At 64.3% G+C, this 15580-nt stretch carries 15 protein-coding genes; 8 read left to right on the forward strand and 7 right to left on the reverse strand.

What is annotated here, in order from left to right; genetic code table 11:
- Window positions 1-155 precede the first annotated feature (155 nt).
- Window positions 156-365: a cold-shock protein gene (locus tag HZZ13_RS03760; protein WP_015686739.1), complete on the forward strand. Its 210-nt coding sequence runs from the start codon at window positions 156-158 to the stop codon at window positions 363-365.
- Between the two features lie 209 nt (window positions 366-574).
- On the opposite strand, the gene HZZ13_RS03765 is transcribed toward HZZ13_RS03760, so the two are convergent.
- Both HZZ13_RS03765 and HZZ13_RS03770 read right to left on the reverse strand, forming a co-directional pair.
- The gene (locus HZZ13_RS03765; RefSeq protein ID WP_197958305.1) at window positions 575-1876 is read right to left on the reverse strand and encodes an RsmB/NOP family class I SAM-dependent RNA methyltransferase; all 1302 of its coding nucleotides are present in this window, start codon (window positions 1874-1876) and stop codon (window positions 575-577) included.
- Between the two features lie 29 nt (window positions 1877-1905).
- Window positions 1906-2328, reverse strand: coding sequence for an MAPEG family protein (locus tag HZZ13_RS03770; RefSeq protein WP_197958306.1), 423 nt, complete (start codon window positions 2326-2328; stop codon window positions 1906-1908).
- Window positions 2329-2483: 155 nt separating this feature from the next.
- Here HZZ13_RS03770 and HZZ13_RS03775 point away from each other — a divergent pair, with 155 nt between their 5' ends.
- The 3 genes from HZZ13_RS03775 to HZZ13_RS03785 all read left to right on the forward strand — a co-directional run bounded on the left by HZZ13_RS03775 (window position 2484) and on the right by HZZ13_RS03785 (window position 4743).
- A complete protein-coding gene (locus HZZ13_RS03775) occupies window positions 2484-3098 on the forward strand; it encodes an acriflavin resistance protein (RefSeq protein ID WP_197958307.1) in 615 nt (204 codons plus the stop codon).
- A 69-nt stretch (window positions 3099-3167) separates the two neighbouring features.
- The gene (locus HZZ13_RS03780) at window positions 3168-4013 is read left to right on the forward strand and encodes a metallophosphoesterase family protein (protein ID WP_197958308.1); all 846 of its coding nucleotides are present in this window, start codon (window positions 3168-3170) and stop codon (window positions 4011-4013) included.
- Window positions 4014-4290: 277 nt separating this feature from the next.
- Window positions 4291-4743: a DUF992 domain-containing protein gene (locus HZZ13_RS03785; RefSeq protein ID WP_246504303.1), complete on the forward strand. Its 453-nt coding sequence runs from the start codon at window positions 4291-4293 to the stop codon at window positions 4741-4743.
- A gap of 89 nt (window positions 4744-4832) precedes the next feature.
- Here the strand turns inward: HZZ13_RS03785 and HZZ13_RS03790 are convergent, their stop codons facing one another.
- Window positions 4833-5774: an alpha/beta fold hydrolase gene (locus tag HZZ13_RS03790; protein ID WP_197958310.1), complete on the reverse strand. Its 942-nt coding sequence runs from the start codon at window positions 5772-5774 to the stop codon at window positions 4833-4835.
- A gap of 231 nt (window positions 5775-6005) precedes the next feature.
- Between HZZ13_RS03790 and HZZ13_RS03795 the strand changes: the two genes are divergently transcribed.
- Window positions 6006-6602, forward strand: a complete 597-nt coding sequence (locus HZZ13_RS03795) for a phasin family protein (RefSeq protein WP_197958311.1) — start codon at window positions 6006-6008, stop codon at window positions 6600-6602.
- Window positions 6603-6790: 188 nt separating this feature from the next.
- On the opposite strand, the gene HZZ13_RS03800 is transcribed toward HZZ13_RS03795, so the two are convergent.
- The 3 genes from HZZ13_RS03800 to guaB all read right to left on the reverse strand — a co-directional run bounded on the left by HZZ13_RS03800 (window position 6791) and on the right by guaB (window position 10002).
- Window positions 6791-7081 (reverse strand): hypothetical protein, encoded by a 291-nt coding sequence (locus HZZ13_RS03800; protein WP_197958312.1) that lies wholly within the window; start codon window positions 7079-7081, stop codon window positions 6791-6793.
- 170 nt (window positions 7082-7251) lie between these two features.
- The gene (gene curA / locus HZZ13_RS03805; RefSeq protein WP_197958313.1) at window positions 7252-8274 is read right to left on the reverse strand and encodes an NADPH-dependent curcumin/dihydrocurcumin reductase; all 1023 of its coding nucleotides are present in this window, start codon (window positions 8272-8274) and stop codon (window positions 7252-7254) included.
- Between the two features lie 234 nt (window positions 8275-8508).
- The gene (guaB, locus tag HZZ13_RS03810) at window positions 8509-10002 is read right to left on the reverse strand and encodes an IMP dehydrogenase (protein WP_197958314.1); all 1494 of its coding nucleotides are present in this window, start codon (window positions 10000-10002) and stop codon (window positions 8509-8511) included.
- Between the two features lie 460 nt (window positions 10003-10462).
- Between guaB and HZZ13_RS03815 the strand changes: the two genes are divergently transcribed.
- The 3 genes from HZZ13_RS03815 to HZZ13_RS03825 all read left to right on the forward strand — a co-directional run bounded on the left by HZZ13_RS03815 (window position 10463) and on the right by HZZ13_RS03825 (window position 14661).
- Window positions 10463-11953, forward strand: coding sequence for an MDR family MFS transporter (locus HZZ13_RS03815; RefSeq protein ID WP_197958315.1), 1491 nt, complete (start codon window positions 10463-10465; stop codon window positions 11951-11953).
- A gap of 395 nt (window positions 11954-12348) precedes the next feature.
- Window positions 12349-12756, forward strand: a complete 408-nt coding sequence (locus HZZ13_RS03820; protein ID WP_197958316.1) for a hypothetical protein — start codon at window positions 12349-12351, stop codon at window positions 12754-12756.
- Between the two features lie 264 nt (window positions 12757-13020).
- Complete coding sequence (locus HZZ13_RS03825) at window positions 13021-14661, forward strand: peptidoglycan-binding protein (RefSeq protein WP_197958317.1); 1641 nt, start codon at window positions 13021-13023, stop codon at window positions 14659-14661.
- 232 nt (window positions 14662-14893) lie between these two features.
- Here the strand turns inward: HZZ13_RS03825 and HZZ13_RS03830 are convergent, their stop codons facing one another.
- Window positions 14894-15580 carry an RlmE family RNA methyltransferase gene (locus HZZ13_RS03830; RefSeq protein ID WP_197958318.1) on the reverse strand — a complete coding sequence of 229 codons (687 nt, stop codon included), beginning with the start codon at window positions 15578-15580 and terminating at the stop codon, window positions 14894-14896.

Raw genomic sequence — 15580 nt, forward strand, 5'->3', positions numbered from 1 at the left:
CATCGATACTTGGGCCGAACGACTGGGCCGCTTCGCTTCGTTACGACGGGCGCGCACGCTTCAGATGACTTCTCCAAACATCGACTGAACAGGATCATGGGCGCAGCGACGCGTACCGGTCCGCGTGCGTACCATCTCTAACAAAGGAAATTCCCATGGCTATGGGCACAGTGAAGTGGTTCAACACCCAAAAGGGTTATGGTTTCATCCAGCCGGACGACGGCCAGAAGGACGTATTCGTGCACATCAGCGCCGTCGAGCGCGCCGGCCTCTCCACCCTCAATGAGGGCCAGAAGGTCTCGTTCGACATCGTCGCCGATCGCCGCAGCGGCAAGTCCTCGGCTGACAATCTCCGCGTCGGCTAACGCCCTCGCACCGTTCTGACCGCGGACGTACCGGCAGAACGTTGGAACTCGAAAGCCCCGCGACCGGGATCGGTCTGCGGGGCTTTTGTTTTGATGTCATTCCGGGGCGCCCGCAGGGCGAACCCGGAATCCATCGGACGGCAAGTTGCGCGGCCCGATGGATTCCGGGTTCTCGCTTCGCGAGCCCCGGAATGACTGCGGATAGCGATTCAGCCGGTCTTCTTCAACAGCGAGACGAAAAACCCATCCGTCCCGGTCCGGCGCGGCGTCATCAGCCAGCCTTCCGCCGACTGCAGCGCGGCCGCGCCAAAAGCCTCCGCCTTGTCCCAGAGCACGCTCGCGGTCTGCTCGGGCGGGACGACCGTGAACTCGGCATGACGGCCGACGAACTCCCTCACCTGCTCGCCGTTCTCCTCCGCCAGCACCGAGCAGGTGATGTAGGCGATGCGGCCGCCCGGCTTGACCAGCGGAACCGCGCGCTCCAGCACCTCGGCCTGGTCGCGCAGGCGGATCTCCAGCGCGCCGGGGCGCATCCGCCATTTGGCATCGGGGTTGCGGCGCCAGGTGCCGGTTCCCGTGCAGGGCGCGTCGATCACGACGAGGTCGGCCGAGCCGCGGATGTCGGCAAGCGGATCGGCCTCGCCCTTGGGCGTGCGGACGTCGGCGTTGTGGACGCCGGCGCGCGACAGCCGCTCATGGATCGGCGCGAGCTGGCGCTTGTCGCGGTCGGTCGCGATCAGCCGGCCCTTGCCCTGCATCAGCGCGGCGAGCGCCAGCGTCTTGCCGCCGGCCCCGGCGCAGAGATCGATCACCTGCTCGCCGGGTTTTGCCGCGGTGAACTGGGCCGCAAGCTGGGATCCCTCATCCTGCACTTCAATGGCGCCCTTGATGAAATCCTCCTCCGCCTGGATGCCGGGGTTGCGCGCATCGGCCGAAAGCTCGATGCGCAGGCCGGTTGCGGACCAGGGCGTCGGTTTCGCATGAAGATGAGAAAGCGCCTTCAGCACCTTGTCGCGATTGGATTTTAGCGTGTTGACGCGCAAGTCCAGCGGTGCCCGGCTCGCCATCGCGGCGGCCTCCGCGGCGCGGGTCCCGCCGAACACCTTTGCAAGGTGCGGGTCGAGCCATTCCGGATAGTCGCCGGCGACGGCGGCCGGCGCGCCTTCGAGGGACCGCTGGCTGAGCGCAGCCTGCTCGGCCTCGGTCAGCGGCGCCGGCGCGAAGCGGCTGCCGTCGAACAAGGCGGCCATGGTCGCCGTGTCCATGTTGCGCTCGAGGCGGAGCATGCCGATCAGCCGGGCCCGCGCGGTATCGGAATCCATCAGCCAGGCGCTGGAGGCGTAGCGGCGCAGCACATCCCAGACGATGCCGGCGATCGCCGCGCGGTCGCCGGAACCGGCGAAGCGGTGCGCGGTGCCCCACTCCTTCAGCGCCTTCGCCGCGGGCACGCGGTCCCTCTCGATGGTGTCGATCAGTTCGATGGCTGCGGACAGCCGGGCAGCGGGGGTCATTTGCGTTCTTTCAAGTGGTGCGCAAGCGCCTAGATCAGCAGCAAAAGCTTCAGCGCGAAGTAGATCCACATCGCGAGCAGCACCAGCACGCCGGCGAGCCAGATCGTGGAGCGGCGGCCGAGATCGTTGGAGGAGACGAACACGCCGGCATGGGCAAAGCGCGTCACCACGAACACCCAAGACATCAGCACGATGAAAAGATCGGCGCGGCGCAACGGCAATGCCAGCGCGATCAGGACGTAGAACAGCACCGGCAGCTCGAACTGGTTGCGGTAGCAATTGGCGATTTGTGTGGCGCCCTTCGGCCAGTTCGGCTCGCCCAGCGCAATGTCGCGGATCTTGGTCTCGCCGGAGACCAGGGCCTTGCGGCGCGCCAGGACCATGCCGATCAGCAGCGCGAAGGTGAGAGCGACCTGCACGAAGACCGGCAGCAAGACCATTTGAACGGACATCGGAACTTTCCCGGAAGGCGAAATGCCGCCGACGTCATTAGCCGCGACCTTTGGCGCTGACAATGAGCGACTTGAACCGGCGTTCCCGCTTCTGCGACCAACCACCGATTGTTAAAGCGATTTCGGCCCCTTTGGGCCCGAGGCGAGACGGCGCCATGAATTCCTTGTCCAGCTTGTTCAGCGAAGCCGCCGAGGGCCAGCTCGGCATCCTGATGTCGGCGCTGTCAGGGATTGCGGCCGCGCTCGCGGTCGCGCTGGCCATGACGGTCTACTTCCGCCTGAGTTATCGAACCTGGCGCGACGTCGCCCGGCATGGCCTGGCCGCCTTGGCCGTGCTCGCTTTGTTCGCCTTTGCCGCCTACGACATGCGCAACGCGGCGCTCGCCTATCTCGGCCTCAATCCGTCCAAGCCCGCCGTCGAGTTCGAGATCCGCATGCCCCGGGAGATGCTGACGGCGGCAAGCGACAGCCAGATCGAGCTGCACACCGACCGCAACCAGACATTAGCGCTGGTCGACGGCGTGCGCGACCTCCAGGACGGCCGGGCCGTGCTCCGCGGCGCCGTGGCGCTCAACCACCGCACGGCCGATCGCGTTCTGGTCGTGAACCTGTCCGGCAAGGGCATCTTCGAGTTCCGCCTCCGCCTGCCGGCCGAGCCGCATCGCTCCGCCCAGTTCGGCCCCTGGCACCTCGCCGACCGCATCGCCTTGCCAGTGGCAGGTAGCCTCGCCCCGCAGGACGGCTACACCATCCGCTACCGCGTGCTTTAAACTTTGTTCGCTGCGATCCATGCCCGCCGCGTCATCGTTCCGACGCGCGGCAACGGGTAGGATGATCGCATGCCCGAATTTCGTCTCACGCAGATTTCCGATACCCATCTCGGCCGGCGCTTTCCCGGCCTGATCGCCAACTTCCACCGCATCAGCGAGCACATCGACGCCGGCAGGCCCGATCTCGTCGTCAATACCGGCGACGTCTCGTTCGACGGGCCGACCAGCCGCGACGACGTCGAATTTGCGAAAGGGCTGCACGACGCCCTGCCCGTCGCCTGCCGCTATCTCCCCGGAAATCACGACATCGGCGACAATCCGACCGCGATCGGGCCGGCGCCGAAGCCGCCGGTCAGCGAGACGCACCGCCGGCAGTTCTGCGAGATCATTGGCGAAGACCACTGGTCGTTCGAGGCCGCGGGCTGGCGCTTCATCGGCCTCAACACGCTGGTGATGAATTCGGGCCTCGCGTTCGAGGCCGAGCAGTTCGACTGGCTGTCTTGCGAGATCGCGCGCACGAACGGCAGGCCGGTCGCGCTGTTCCTGCACAAGCCGCTGTTTCTCGACCTGCCCGACGACGCCGAGACGCCGGAGACGTCGATCCGCTACGTGCCGCAACCGGCGCGGGCGCGGCTGATCGAGATGTTCGGCCAGGTCGACCTGCGTCTCATCGCCAGCGGCCACGTGCACCAGCGCCGCGACTTCACCTTCCGCCACACCCGCCACGTCTGGGCGCCGTCTGCCGGCTTCGTCATCAACGATCAGCGGCAGGACCGGATCGCGATCAAGGAAGTCGGCCTCGTCGAATACCGCTTCCAGCCCGACAGCCTCGAGGTCCGTCACGTCAGGGCCGCGGGCCAGCGCGACGTCGATATTGAGGAACTGCTCGCTCAGATGCGCGCCGAGCACTTCTAAATTCGGCTGCGTGCAGTAGGCGCACTTAATGTCCGCCTGTCGCTCAACACCGCCGCAGACCGGACACGCGTGCTCTAAATCCCGAGCCCGTAGAGCGAGGCTTGTCTTGTGCTTCTGGAGCGTCGCCTTCCGACCAACGGGAACATCGCTAGCTCAGCGCGCATTAAGGACGATCAGAATACGTCGATGGAGGCCCCCCATGATTAGGAAAACGCTGATCGAAACCAGGCTGACCAATTTGGCAACGGCTTGCGCGGCCTTGGCGCTCGTCCTCGCGATGGTTCCGGCAACGGCGCAGGAGGCTGGACGCTCGAGAGTCGGCACACTCACGTGCAACATATCGCCCGGAGTCGGCATGATCGTTGCGGGACAACGGCAGTTGAGCTGCATCTATGCATCGGCGCGAGGCAGGGCGCGCGAGGCTTACGAAGGCACAGTCAGCACGCTTGGTCTCGACATAGGCGCCACGTCCGGCGGTCAGCTCGTTTGGACCGTGTTTGCGCCAACCACGCTTCGCCAGGCAGCCTTGGCCGGGACCTATACGGGCGCGACCGCCGGCGGCACTGTCGGGGCCGGAGTCGGTGCCAACCTCCTGGTGGGCGGCTCGGATCGCACGATCGCCTTGCAGCCGGTGTCCGTCCAGGCGCAGACAGGTGTGAACGTCGCAGCAGGCATATCGAGAATGGAATTGCGGCCGGTCGCTGCGCCTGCACGCCGCAAGGTGCAGTGACGGCCGTCGCCGGCGAATTGAAGAAGAGCGCTTTTCAGTGTGAGCGCTCTTCTTCCGGCGCGTTCAAGCCGATGGACAAGCTGCGAGCCTTAGGGATTTGCCATTGAACTGACGGCCTCCACGATGGCGGTGGGGTCAGCGTACGTAACCATATGCCCGGCATTTGGAACAAGGTGCAGATCGGACCGAGGCAGTGCTTGATGTAAATCTCGCGCCTGCTTGACTTCGATCACCTGGTCCTCTGTTCCATGGAATATGTGCACTTGGTCGCCGATGTTTGAATAATAAGCTTGGAATTGTGTTGCAGTTGGAATGAGGAGTGCACTTTCCTCCGCAGCCGCCCTCAACTGTGTGGGCCTGAGCACCAGAGACGCTGGAAATTCATTCTTGAAGGTCTGCGGGACAGAACTGGGCGCGAAGATCTTACGGAGAGCTCCTGGCAGGACGGCCCACGAAATGATGGGGGCGACAGTGTAACTTATCAAGTCGCCCAGGACCGGTATGGCTGGACCTGACATCAACCACACGTCAAATCGGATCGTCGGGAAATAGTACCCGGACGCAAGCACAAGACCCTGGGTCGGATAATCCTTTCGCAAGGCGAGAGCGATAGCGACGAAAGCGCCCCAAGAATGGCCCAGCACAACGGGATTCCGGATTCCGAGTTGATTGAGCGCTTTCGCCAACAGAGCGGCTTGAGCTGCTGCGGTCCATATTCGGAACCGCGGCCGCTGACTGTAGCCAAAGCCTGGGCGGTCGAAGCACACCACGCGATTGCTGCGCGCAAGAAGATCGACCAGGCCGCTGATCGTGAAGTCCTGGATCATGGATCCGTTGCCGTGGAGCAGCACGACGCAAGGATCGGCCGGATCACCCCGATCGACATAGTGGAGTACTACGCCGTCGCACTCGAGGAACTTGCCGATTGGTGGATTCCTCCACTCGGCCAGTTTGGAAAAGCCGATGTTACCGACGACGAGAAGTGCCAATAACAAGGCAGCAATGAGCAACACGGTTTCAGCGGTCGTCATTAGTGAGCCTTAACGATCGAAGGTAAGAACATGAGACCCGCGGTGCCAAGCAAATGAACCAATCCATCGAGTAATTGGAAGTTGAAGCGCTCGTTCCTGCGCGCGATCGCGGAGGATTGATTAAAAATCACGTGCCCCGGAACGGTCGAGAAATGCCCACGTTGGCCGCTTAGGATCGCACCTGTGACGGAGAGGATCCGACCTCACCAACAACAACGACGGAGGCAACAAATGGCCAATCCACGCCCGGAGGAAAAGTCTACACAAGGCCCTGAGGACACAATGCGCCGCGCCGCCGAAAGGACTGCTGAGCAGACCAGACGGATCGGCCTCGCTACTGCTGAGGTCAGCGAGGAGGTGGCCCAAGCCAGCAGTCATCTCCTGCAACAAAATGCCGAGATGTTGCAAAACAGTTGGCGCTTCGGCGTCGAGATGGCCACTGCGATGATGGGCCGCTCCACGGATCAGCTTGGTCGCACGTTCGGTTTGACGGGCAACGAAGCGCAGCAGGCAACGGAACGCTCGGTGCGCAACGCAGAAGCAATCATGTACTCTACAACGGCGGTCGCCAAAGGAATGAACGGCGTCTCACGCGAGTACTTCGATTTCGTTCGACAGCAGATCGAGAGGACCATGGACCGTATGAATGAACTCTGGCGCTGCCGAACTCCGCAGGATTTGGCGGCTGTGCAGACCGATCTGATGCGCGATTCGATCAGAAGCGCCCTCGATACCAGCCGCCGGATGGCGGACATGTCTTTGAAGGTGGCTGACGACGCAGGAAACCATATTACTCAGAGTATCGAACGCATGCGGCACGCAGCCTAAAGCGCGATGCGATTAGGATGAATCGTCATCGCGCTTTAGGTTATTGTTTGAGCATGATCTTTTCGGAAAACCGCTACGCACTTTTCCGGATCATGCTCTAGCGCGCTGTCATAGGCCATGGCGCACATGCGCGGCTCAACGTCAGCCGCTCACGTGCGTTCTGCTCGAGTTGCGGCCTTGCGGAAGACTTAAGCCACGCTCTTGAGATCCTGCTGGATCGCGGCCAGCAGCGATTGCAATGCTTGGCTGTTCACCGGCTTTGAAGCGGGGACAGGCGTTTGACCGGCAGTTTGCGCGGCGTTGACTGGGCGCTTCGGGAATGGCGGTGGCGCGGGCATTGCGGCCGGCGTGAATTCGCCCTCGTCCTCGGTGTGAACGAACTTGCCATGGATGACGTCATCGCGACGGCCCATGATGAACATGGTCGCCCAATAGCCGGCGGCCAGCAGGATTACGCAGAAAATACCAAGCTCTAACATCGCAGCACCTAAAATATGCGCGATGATTCAATGCCTTCGTCCGGCCGTCAATGAACAGGCGGTCACACCTGCGGCTTTTGCGGGCAGGTGTGACCATTTGGTGACTCTTTCTTAACCATTCCCACGCGACGTGTGGCCGTGGGGCCACGTGAGTCCCATTCCCTGTCGCGCTAGGCCTTGTCCGGCCCGACCCGGACCAGTTGCTTGCCGAAATTGGCCCCCTTCAGCAGCCCTATGAAGGCGCCGGGGGCGCTTTCCAGGCCCTCGGTGACGAACTCCTTGTACTTGACCTTGCCGTCGCGAACCCAGCCGGACATGTCGCGCAGGAAGTCGCCATGGCGGTTGGCGAAGTCGGACACGATGAAGCCGCGGAAGGTCAGCCGCTTGGTCAGCGTCGCGCGCATCAGGCTGGCGGCCCATTTCGGCGGCTTGGCCTCGGTGTCATTGTAATGGGCGATCAGACCGCAGACCGGCACGCGCGCAAACGGGTTGAGCAGCGGGAACACCGCCTCGAACACCGCACCGCCCACATTCTCGAAATAGACGTCGATGCCATCAGGGCAGGCGTCCTTCAGCTTGGCGGCGAGATCGGGGTCGCGATGATCGACGCAGGCATCGAACCCGAGCTCCTTCACCACGTAGTCGCACTTGTCCTTGCCGCCGGCGATGCCGACCGCACGGGCGCCCTTGATCTTGGCGATCTGCCCCACGGCCGAGCCGACCGCACCGGAAGCCCCGGCAACGACGACGGTCTCGCCCGGTTGCGGCTTGCCGATGTCGAGCAGGCCCGTATAGGCGGTCATGCCGGGCATGCCGAGCACACCAATCGAGGTCGAGATCGGCCCGAGCTTGGGATCGACCTTGATCAGGCCCTTGCCATTCGAGATCGCGTGCGTCTGCCAGCCCGAGCGGATGCGCACGATGTCACCGACCGCAAAGTCGGGATTGTTGGAGGCCGCGACCTCGCTGACCGCCTCGCCCTCCATCACGCCGCCGACCGGCACCGGGGCGGCATACGACGGCCCCTCGCTCATGCGTCCGCGCATATAGGGATCGAGCGACAGCCAGATCGTGCGCAGCAGGACTTCGCCCTGCCCTGGTGTCGGCACGGCGAATTCCTCCAAACGGAAATCAGATAGCTTGGGTTCGCCGACGGGACGCGCGGCGAGAACGATGCGTTTGGCCTGGGCCATGGCTTCCTCCACTTTTCTGTCATTGCGAGCGAAGCGAAGCAATCCAGCCGCGTCAACACCAAAAGGATGGGAGTGGGCAGTCGCGCTTGCAATGACGATACGGAGAAGGCTGGCGCCTCATTCTCCGTCGTCATGCCCGGGCTTGACCCGGGCATCCACGAAGCCGCGGAGCAAGACCCCAAGGCGTGGATGGCCGGGTCAAGCCCGGCCATGACGATGGAGAGAGCGAAGCGACTAACCCCCGCCCGGATAATTCGGGCTCTCGCGCGTGATCGTGACGTCGTGGACGTGGCTTTCGCGCAGGCCCGCGCCGGTGATGCGGACGAACTGGGCCTTGTCGTGCAGCTCCTTCATGTCGCGCGCGCCGACATAGCCCATCGCGGCGCGCAAGCCGCCGGCGAGCTGGTGCATGACGTTGCCGACCGGGCCCTTGTAGGGCACCTGGCCCTCGATGCCTTCGGGCACGAGCTTGAGCGTGTCCTTGATGTCCTGCTGGAAGTAGCGGTCGGCCGAGCCGCGCGCCATCGCGCCGACCGAGCCCATGCCGCGATAGGCCTTGTAGGAACGGCCCTGCCACAGGAACACTTCGCCGGGCGTCTCGTCGGTGCCGGCGAGCAGCGAGCCGACCATGGCGATATCGGCGCCGGCCGCGAGCGCTTTCGCAAGATCGCCGGAATATTTGATGCCGCCGTCGGCAATGACGGGGATGTCGGCCTTCTTCGCAGCTTCCACCGCGTCCATGATCGCGGTGAGCTGGGGCACGCCGACGCCGGCGACGATGCGCGTGGTGCAGATCGAACCCGGACCGATGCCGACCTTGATGCAATCCGCTCCAGCATCGATCAGCGCCTGCGCGCCTTCCGTGGTGGCGACGTTGCCGGCGACGACCTGCACCGAGTTCGACAGGCGCTTGATGCGGTTCACCGCGTGCAGCACGTGACGGGAATGACCGTGCGCGGTGTCGACGACGACGAGGTCGACGCCGGCATCGATCAGCCGCTCGGAGCGCTCGAAGCCGGTGTCGCCGACGGTGGTGGCGGCAGCAACGCGCAGGCGGCCGTGCGCATCCTTGCAGGCGAGCGGATGGGCGACTGCCTTCTCCATGTCCTTCACGGTGATGAGGCCGACGCAGCGATATTGATCGTCGACCACGAGCAGCTTCTCGATGCGGTGCTGGTGCAGCATCCGCCGCGCCTCGTCCTGACTGACATTCTCACGCACCGTGACGAGCCCTTCATGCGTCATCAGCTCGGAGACTTTTTGCCGGCGATCGGTGGCGAAACGGACGTCGCGGTTGGTGAGGATGCCGACCAGCTTGCCGGGCGTGTTCTTGCCGGCGCCGGTGACGACGGGAATGCCGGAGATGCCATGATCGCTCATCAGCTTCAGCGCATCGTCGAGCGTGGCGTCGGGGCTGATGGTGAGCGGGTTCACCACCATACCCGATTCATAGCGCTTGACCTGCCGCACCTGGGCGGCCTGCCCTTCGGGATCGAAGTTGCGGTGGATGACGCCGAGCCCGCCGGCCTGCGCCATGGCGATCGCCATGCGCGCCTCGGTGACGGTGTCCATGGCCGAGGCCATGATCGGGATGTTGAGCGGAATGGCGCGGGTGACGCGGGAGCGGATATCGACCTCGCCCGGCATGACGTCCGACAGGCCCGGCTTCAACAGCACGTCATCGAACGTAAAGGCTTCGCGGATGCCCTGAAGTTGCACCGTGGCCATCTGCCAACTCCTTCCTGCGGCCTTGCCGCAAATAGCTATGGATGAGCGCCGCCCTCGGCGTACCTTGCGGCATCGCCTAAAGAATCGGAGCCCATCGGTGGGGTTGACGCGGGTCGATAGCACGGCCGCGTGACGAATCAAAGCAATTCGGGCCGCTGGCCAGCCATGCACAGGAGTTTTTTGGGGCCGAAATCGGCGGGCACAGCCCCATGCGCCAGCCCAACCCTGACCGTCATTCCGGGGCGCGACGAAGTCGCGAACCCGGAATCCATCTCGCACCAACGCTGCGGCCCAATAGATTCCGGGCTCGCGCCAAGTGGGCGCGCCCCGGAATGACGGAGGCTGTGGGTCACACCGTTGTTACGCGGGATTTAGGTGCCATGCGTCGATCCGCATGGTCCCCGCCCGGCAGCGATGATAAGCCGCAACTCCACTCCTCCTTCCGATTTCATTGCCCCTCATGGTCGACAAGCAACGCGTCATTCCGCTGATCGTCGCCACGGCACTGTTCATGGAGAACATGGATTCGACCGTGATCGCCACTTCGCTGCCGGCGATCGCGGCCGACATCGGCACCAGCCCGCTGACGCTGAAGCTCGCGATCACGTCCTATCTGCTGTCGCTCGCGGTTTTCATTCCGGCGAGCGGCTGGACCGCCGACCGGTTCGGCGCGCGGATGGTGTTCGCGATCGCCGTCGGCGTGTTCATGGTCGGCTCGGTCGGCTGCGCGCTCTCGACCTCGGTCACCGATTTCGTGTTCGCGCGCATCCTGCAAGGCATGGGCGGCGCCATGATGACGCCGGTCGGACGCCTCGTGCTGCTGCGCTCGGTCGACAAGAGCGCGCTGGTCAACGCGATGGCCTGGGTCACCGTCCCTGCCCTGATCGGCCCGGTGATCGGCCCGCCGCTCGGCGGCTTCATCACGACGTATGCGTCCTGGCACTGGATCTTCCTGATCAACATCCCGATCGGACTGCTCGGCATCTTCATGGCGCTGCGCTTCATCGATCCCATCAAGAGCGAGGCGCAGGAGCCGTTCGATCTCTACGGCATGGTGCTCGCCGGCATCGGGCTCGCGGGCATCGCCTTCGGTCTCTCGGTTGCCGGGCTGAATCTCCTGCCGTGGAGCACGGTCGCGGCCCTGGTCGTGGGCGGTGCGATCTCGATGACGCTGTATGTCTTGCACGCCCGCCGCACGGGTTCGCCGGTCCTGGACTTCTCGCTCCTGAAGCTGCCGACGCTGCGTGCAGCCGTGTTCGGTGGCTTCCTGTTCCGGCTCGGCATCGGCGCACTGCCATTCCTGCTGCCGCTCCTGATGCAGATCGGCTTCGGCCTGTCGCCGTTTCAATCCGGCCTGGTCACTTTCGCCTCCTCGCTCGGGGCGATGGGCATGAAGACGCTGGCGGCGCGGATCATCCGCACGTTCGGCTTCCGCAACCTGATGACGGTGAACGCGATCGTCAGCGCGTTCTTCCTCGGCGTCTGCGCGCTGTTCACGGTGACGACGCCGCTGCTCATCATCATGGTGATCCTGGTGGTCGGCGGCTTCTTCCGCTCGCTGGAGTTCACCGCGATCAACACCGTCGCTTATGCCGACGTCGAGACCGCGCAGATGAGCCGCGCCACCACCCTCGTCAGCGTCAACCAGCAGCTCGCGATCTCGGCCGGCGTCGCCGTCGGCGCGGCTTGCGTCGAGACGACGATGTGGTTCAGCCATGTCAGCGAGCTCAACGCCGCCGTGTTCGCGCCGGCCTTCGTCGTGGTCGCGCTGACCTCGGCGGCGTCGAGCTGGTTCTTCTGGCAAATGCCTGCGGACGCCGGCCACGAGATCTCGGGGCGCAAGGCCGCGGAGATCGCGAGCCGCAAGGGCGCCGGCAAGGGTGCGGAGAAGGCCGCGGTCAAGGCGGCCTCCGAGGATACGCAGGACGTGCGGGACCAGCGGCTGGGGTAGCGGAAAGCAAGATTCCGGCTCTCCCCCGGACAAAAGTCCAAAACAGCCCCATGTACAAGTAGCCGATCATTTACATCTTTCCGAATTCGCTTCGACCCGTTTGACCCTCGTGGACCGCGCGAAAGGCGTAGTCCCTGGGGAGGTCGCCGAGCCACTTCTGCTCCCGCGCGGCGCGAGGTCGAACCAATGCCCAACGAACAGCGGGCACGTGGATCTCTCCAGCCAACGCGATCAGTCAGAGGCGCCCGATCCGATGGCGCGCGTTCACCGAGCGTTCACCGAGATGAACGCCCGTTTATGTTCGTGACTCCTGCTCCTCGCCGGCGCGCGCTTGCAACTTTTGCTCTTGGGCAATGTTGGCACGATGTCGAAACACCAACGAAGGAGGGACGTGCATGAAAAAGACCGCACTTGTCCTGGCGACCGTCGGCGCGCTCGGCGTGAGCGCGGTGGCGGCACCGACGCCGGCGGAGGCCCGCTGGCACGGCGGTTTTGGGCCGGCGCTGGCAGGCGGATTGATCGCAGGTGCCCTGATCGGCGGCCTCGCCTCATCCGCTTACGCCTACGGTCCGGGCTACGGCTACTACGGGTATCCGGGCTATTATGACGACTACTATGCACCGGCGTACTACGGCGGTTACTATCCGTGGGGCGGCTACACCAGGACTTACTACACCACCAGTTACGCCCCGGCTTACTACGGCTACCGCTATCGCCGTGTCGTGCGCCCGGCCTTCGCCTATTACGGCGGACCGTTCCCACGGCGGCACTTCTATTACCATCGCTGGCACCCTTACTGGTGAAGCGACGCCGCAAGAAAAGGGCTGGCGCGAGGCGCTGAGCCTGCAAAATGGTTTTTTGGTCGATGTCATTTCGCTTCGATCGAGAGAGTCCCTGCGCGCGGTAGCACCGAGACGGAACCGCGCGACACTCTCCCTGATAGGAACGATGGCATCGGCGCACCGTTCACAGACATCGGAAAACTCGAATGAGGGTTCGTTTGTCTCGAGCCCGAGCTTCGAAGGTTCCCCGTCAACCATGCTGCAAAGCAAATGGAGGAGGTTCAGGTGAACACGAGAAAGAACAGATTCCTATTGACCACAGCAGTGCTGCTCGCCGGCGTCGGCCTGGCATCGGCTCAAGGCATGCGTGAAGGCGCCGGTAGCGGGATGAGCGGAGGCGCGGGCGCTGGCGCGGCGGAATCCGGCCGCTCGGGCGGCGGAATGTCGCAAGGTGCAGGTGGTGCCTCTCACGGCGAAGGAATGACCCAGGGCCGCGCAGGTGGTCGGGCCGAGGGGCCCGCTGCGGCACCATCGCGTTCTGAGCGCAGTGAAGGAATGCGTGATACTGGCAAGGCCGACAGGGGCGAACGTCAGTCCGTCGGGCAGAGCCGAGGCGAACCCGACCAAGCACGTCAGTCCAGGTCCGAGCGCGACAAGAGCGGAATGAAGGACCAAACCATCGGTCAGAGCCGGAGCGACCGCGACGCTACGCGTCAGTCGCAAGGCGTAGAACAGGGTAAGAGCACGACCACAGGCGCTAACACCAAGGACAATGTCCGAGGCAAGAACGCGCAGGGTCAGAGCACGACAACGACTGGCGCGAACACCAAGGGCAACGCCCAAGGCCAGAACGCCCCGGGTCAGAGCACGACGACTGGCGCGAACACCAACGCGCAAGCTCCGAGTGCCCAGCAGAGCCAGGGCACGACGACCGGCGCCAATACTCAGGGACAAGTCAACACCCAGGCGCAAGCCCAGGGTGGGACGACTACCCAGAGCATGTCCGGCCGCGTGCAGGTGAGCGCACAGCAGCAGACAACGTTGCAGCAGTCGGTGTTGAGCTCAAGCAACGTGGACCGCGTGCGGGTCAACTTCAACTCGATCAACTTCGCCGTCAATGTCGGCGTGGTGGTGCCGCCGAGCATCTCCGTGGTGGCCGTCTCGGCATTCCCGGTGCTGATCGACATTTTTCCGGACTTCCGCGACGATAGCTTCTTCATCGTGGATGACGAGATCGTCGTCCTCGACCGAAGCCGCAGGATCGTCGACACTATTCCCGTCGGCCCGCGGACACACTTTGCCCGGCGCGGCGGCGCTGCCAGCGTCGCGGCGCTGAATCTCAGCCCCGACGAGATCCGCATTGTTCAACGGGTGCTGATTGAACGTGGCCTGATGTCTGGCCGTGCAGACGGCATCCTCGGGCCCGCTACGCGCGAAGCGCTGATCACCTTCCAGAGACAGGAAGGTTTCCAGACCACCGGCTCGATCGATACCCGGACGGTCGCTGCACTAGGCGTCTCCAACCAGATCCGCGCCACGCAGGGCCAATCGACGAGCGTTGGTCAGGGGACGACTGGCCAGTCGACGCAGCAGAACACGACCGGGCAAAGCACCGGTCAGACCAATGCGCCGGCGCAGCAGAACCAGACCACCGGCCAGGCTGGCCAGAACCAGCCGCCGACAACCGGACAGGCTCAGCAGAACCAGCCGTCCACAACAGGCCAGGCCCAGCAGAACCAACCGCCGACGTCGGGCCAGGCAGGCACACAACCGCCTGCTGGTCAGACCACCGGACAGGCGCCGGCCCAAAGCAACAGTCAGTCCACCAACCAGCCCAGCAACATGCCGTCTGGGCAAACCAACCAGAATAATGCCCCGCCGCCTTCGACGTCGGGTCAGCCGGCTCAGAATCAACCCAGCCGGTAAGATGCCCCCCAAGCCCCGCCTCTGGCGGGGCTCTTTTTTGCGGCCTGCACGGCGCGCGGGGCATGAAGATGCTGGCGGCGCGCATCATCCGCACCTTCGGCTTCCGCAATCCGGCGTCGCCAAGACCTCTCTTCTCGTCATTGCGAGCGAAGCGAAGCAATCCAGGCTGCATCCGCGGAGACAGTCTGGATTGCTTCGTCGCAAGAGCTCCTCGCAATGACGGAGTCTGCGGCTAGACCTTCGCTCCGCCGCGAAATCCCGTCGCCAGCACGTAACGCTCCGAGGAATCCTGCCGGCTCGCGGCGGGCTTGACGTGACGCACGGTAGCGAAGTCGCGCTTGAGCTGGGCCAGCAGATCGGCGTCGGCGCCGCTCTGGAACGTTTTGGCCAGGAACGTGCCGCCGGGCTTGAGCACGTCGCAGGCAAAGGCCGCCGCGGTCTCGACCAGGCCGACGATGCGGAGCTGGTCGGTCTTGCGGTGGCCGGTGGTGTTGGCGGCCATGTCGGACATCACGACGTCGGCCTTGCCGCCGAGCATCGCGGTCAGCTTCTCGGGCGCGTCGTTGTCCATGAAGTCGAGCTGCGCGAAATCGACGCCGGGAATCTCCGGCATCTCCAACAGATCGATGGCGACGACCTTGCCCTTGCCTTCGGTCGAGCCGACGCGCTTTGCTGCGATCTGGCTCCAGCCGCCGGGCGCCGCGCCGAGATCGACCACGGCCATGCCGGGCTTCAGGAGCCGGAACTTGTCATCCATCTCCAACAGCTTGAACGCAGCGCGCGAGCGATAGCCCGCCGCCTTGGCCTTGGCGACGTAGGGATCGTTGAGCTGCCGCTCCAGCCACAGCTTCGACGACAATTTGCGCTTGCCGCCGGTCTTGACCTGAACGTGCAAGCGGCCGGTGGTGTCCTTGGCCAT

This window comes from Bradyrhizobium agreste (assembly GCF_016031625.1).
GTDB lineage: Bacteria > Pseudomonadota > Alphaproteobacteria > Rhizobiales > Xanthobacteraceae > Bradyrhizobium > Bradyrhizobium agreste.

What these genes read in the sequence shown, in the direction of transcription:
- HZZ13_RS03760 (WP_015686739.1), top strand. Translation starts at nt 156, where the DNA reads ATGGCTATGGGCACAGTGAAGTGGTTCAACACCCAAAAGGGTTATGGT.
- HZZ13_RS03765 (WP_197958305.1), bottom strand. Translation starts at nt 1,876, where the DNA reads ATGACCCCCGCTGCCCGGCTGTCCGCAGCCATCGAACTGATCGACACC.
- HZZ13_RS03770 (WP_197958306.1), bottom strand. Translation starts at nt 2,328, where the DNA reads ATGTCCGTTCAAATGGTCTTGCTGCCGGTCTTCGTGCAGGTCGCTCTC.
- HZZ13_RS03775 (WP_197958307.1), top strand. Translation starts at nt 2,484, where the DNA reads ATGAATTCCTTGTCCAGCTTGTTCAGCGAAGCCGCCGAGGGCCAGCTC.
- HZZ13_RS03780 (WP_197958308.1), top strand. Translation starts at nt 3,168, where the DNA reads ATGCCCGAATTTCGTCTCACGCAGATTTCCGATACCCATCTCGGCCGG.
- HZZ13_RS03785 (WP_246504303.1), top strand. Translation starts at nt 4,291, where the DNA reads ATGGTTCCGGCAACGGCGCAGGAGGCTGGACGCTCGAGAGTCGGCACA.
- HZZ13_RS03790 (WP_197958310.1), bottom strand. Translation starts at nt 5,774, where the DNA reads ATGACGACCGCTGAAACCGTGTTGCTCATTGCTGCCTTGTTATTGGCA.
- HZZ13_RS03795 (WP_197958311.1), top strand. Translation starts at nt 6,006, where the DNA reads ATGGCCAATCCACGCCCGGAGGAAAAGTCTACACAAGGCCCTGAGGAC.
- HZZ13_RS03800 (WP_197958312.1), bottom strand. Translation starts at nt 7,081, where the DNA reads ATGTTAGAGCTTGGTATTTTCTGCGTAATCCTGCTGGCCGCCGGCTAT.
- curA (WP_197958313.1), bottom strand. Translation starts at nt 8,274, where the DNA reads ATGGCCCAGGCCAAACGCATCGTTCTCGCCGCGCGTCCCGTCGGCGAA.
- guaB (WP_197958314.1), bottom strand. Translation starts at nt 10,002, where the DNA reads ATGGCCACGGTGCAACTTCAGGGCATCCGCGAAGCCTTTACGTTCGAT.
- HZZ13_RS03815 (WP_197958315.1), top strand. Translation starts at nt 10,463, where the DNA reads ATGGTCGACAAGCAACGCGTCATTCCGCTGATCGTCGCCACGGCACTG.
- HZZ13_RS03820 (WP_197958316.1), top strand. Translation starts at nt 12,349, where the DNA reads ATGAAAAAGACCGCACTTGTCCTGGCGACCGTCGGCGCGCTCGGCGTG.
- HZZ13_RS03830 (WP_197958318.1), bottom strand. Translation starts at nt 15,580, where the DNA reads ATGGCCAAGGACACCACCGGCCGCTTGCACGTTCAGGTCAAGACCGGC.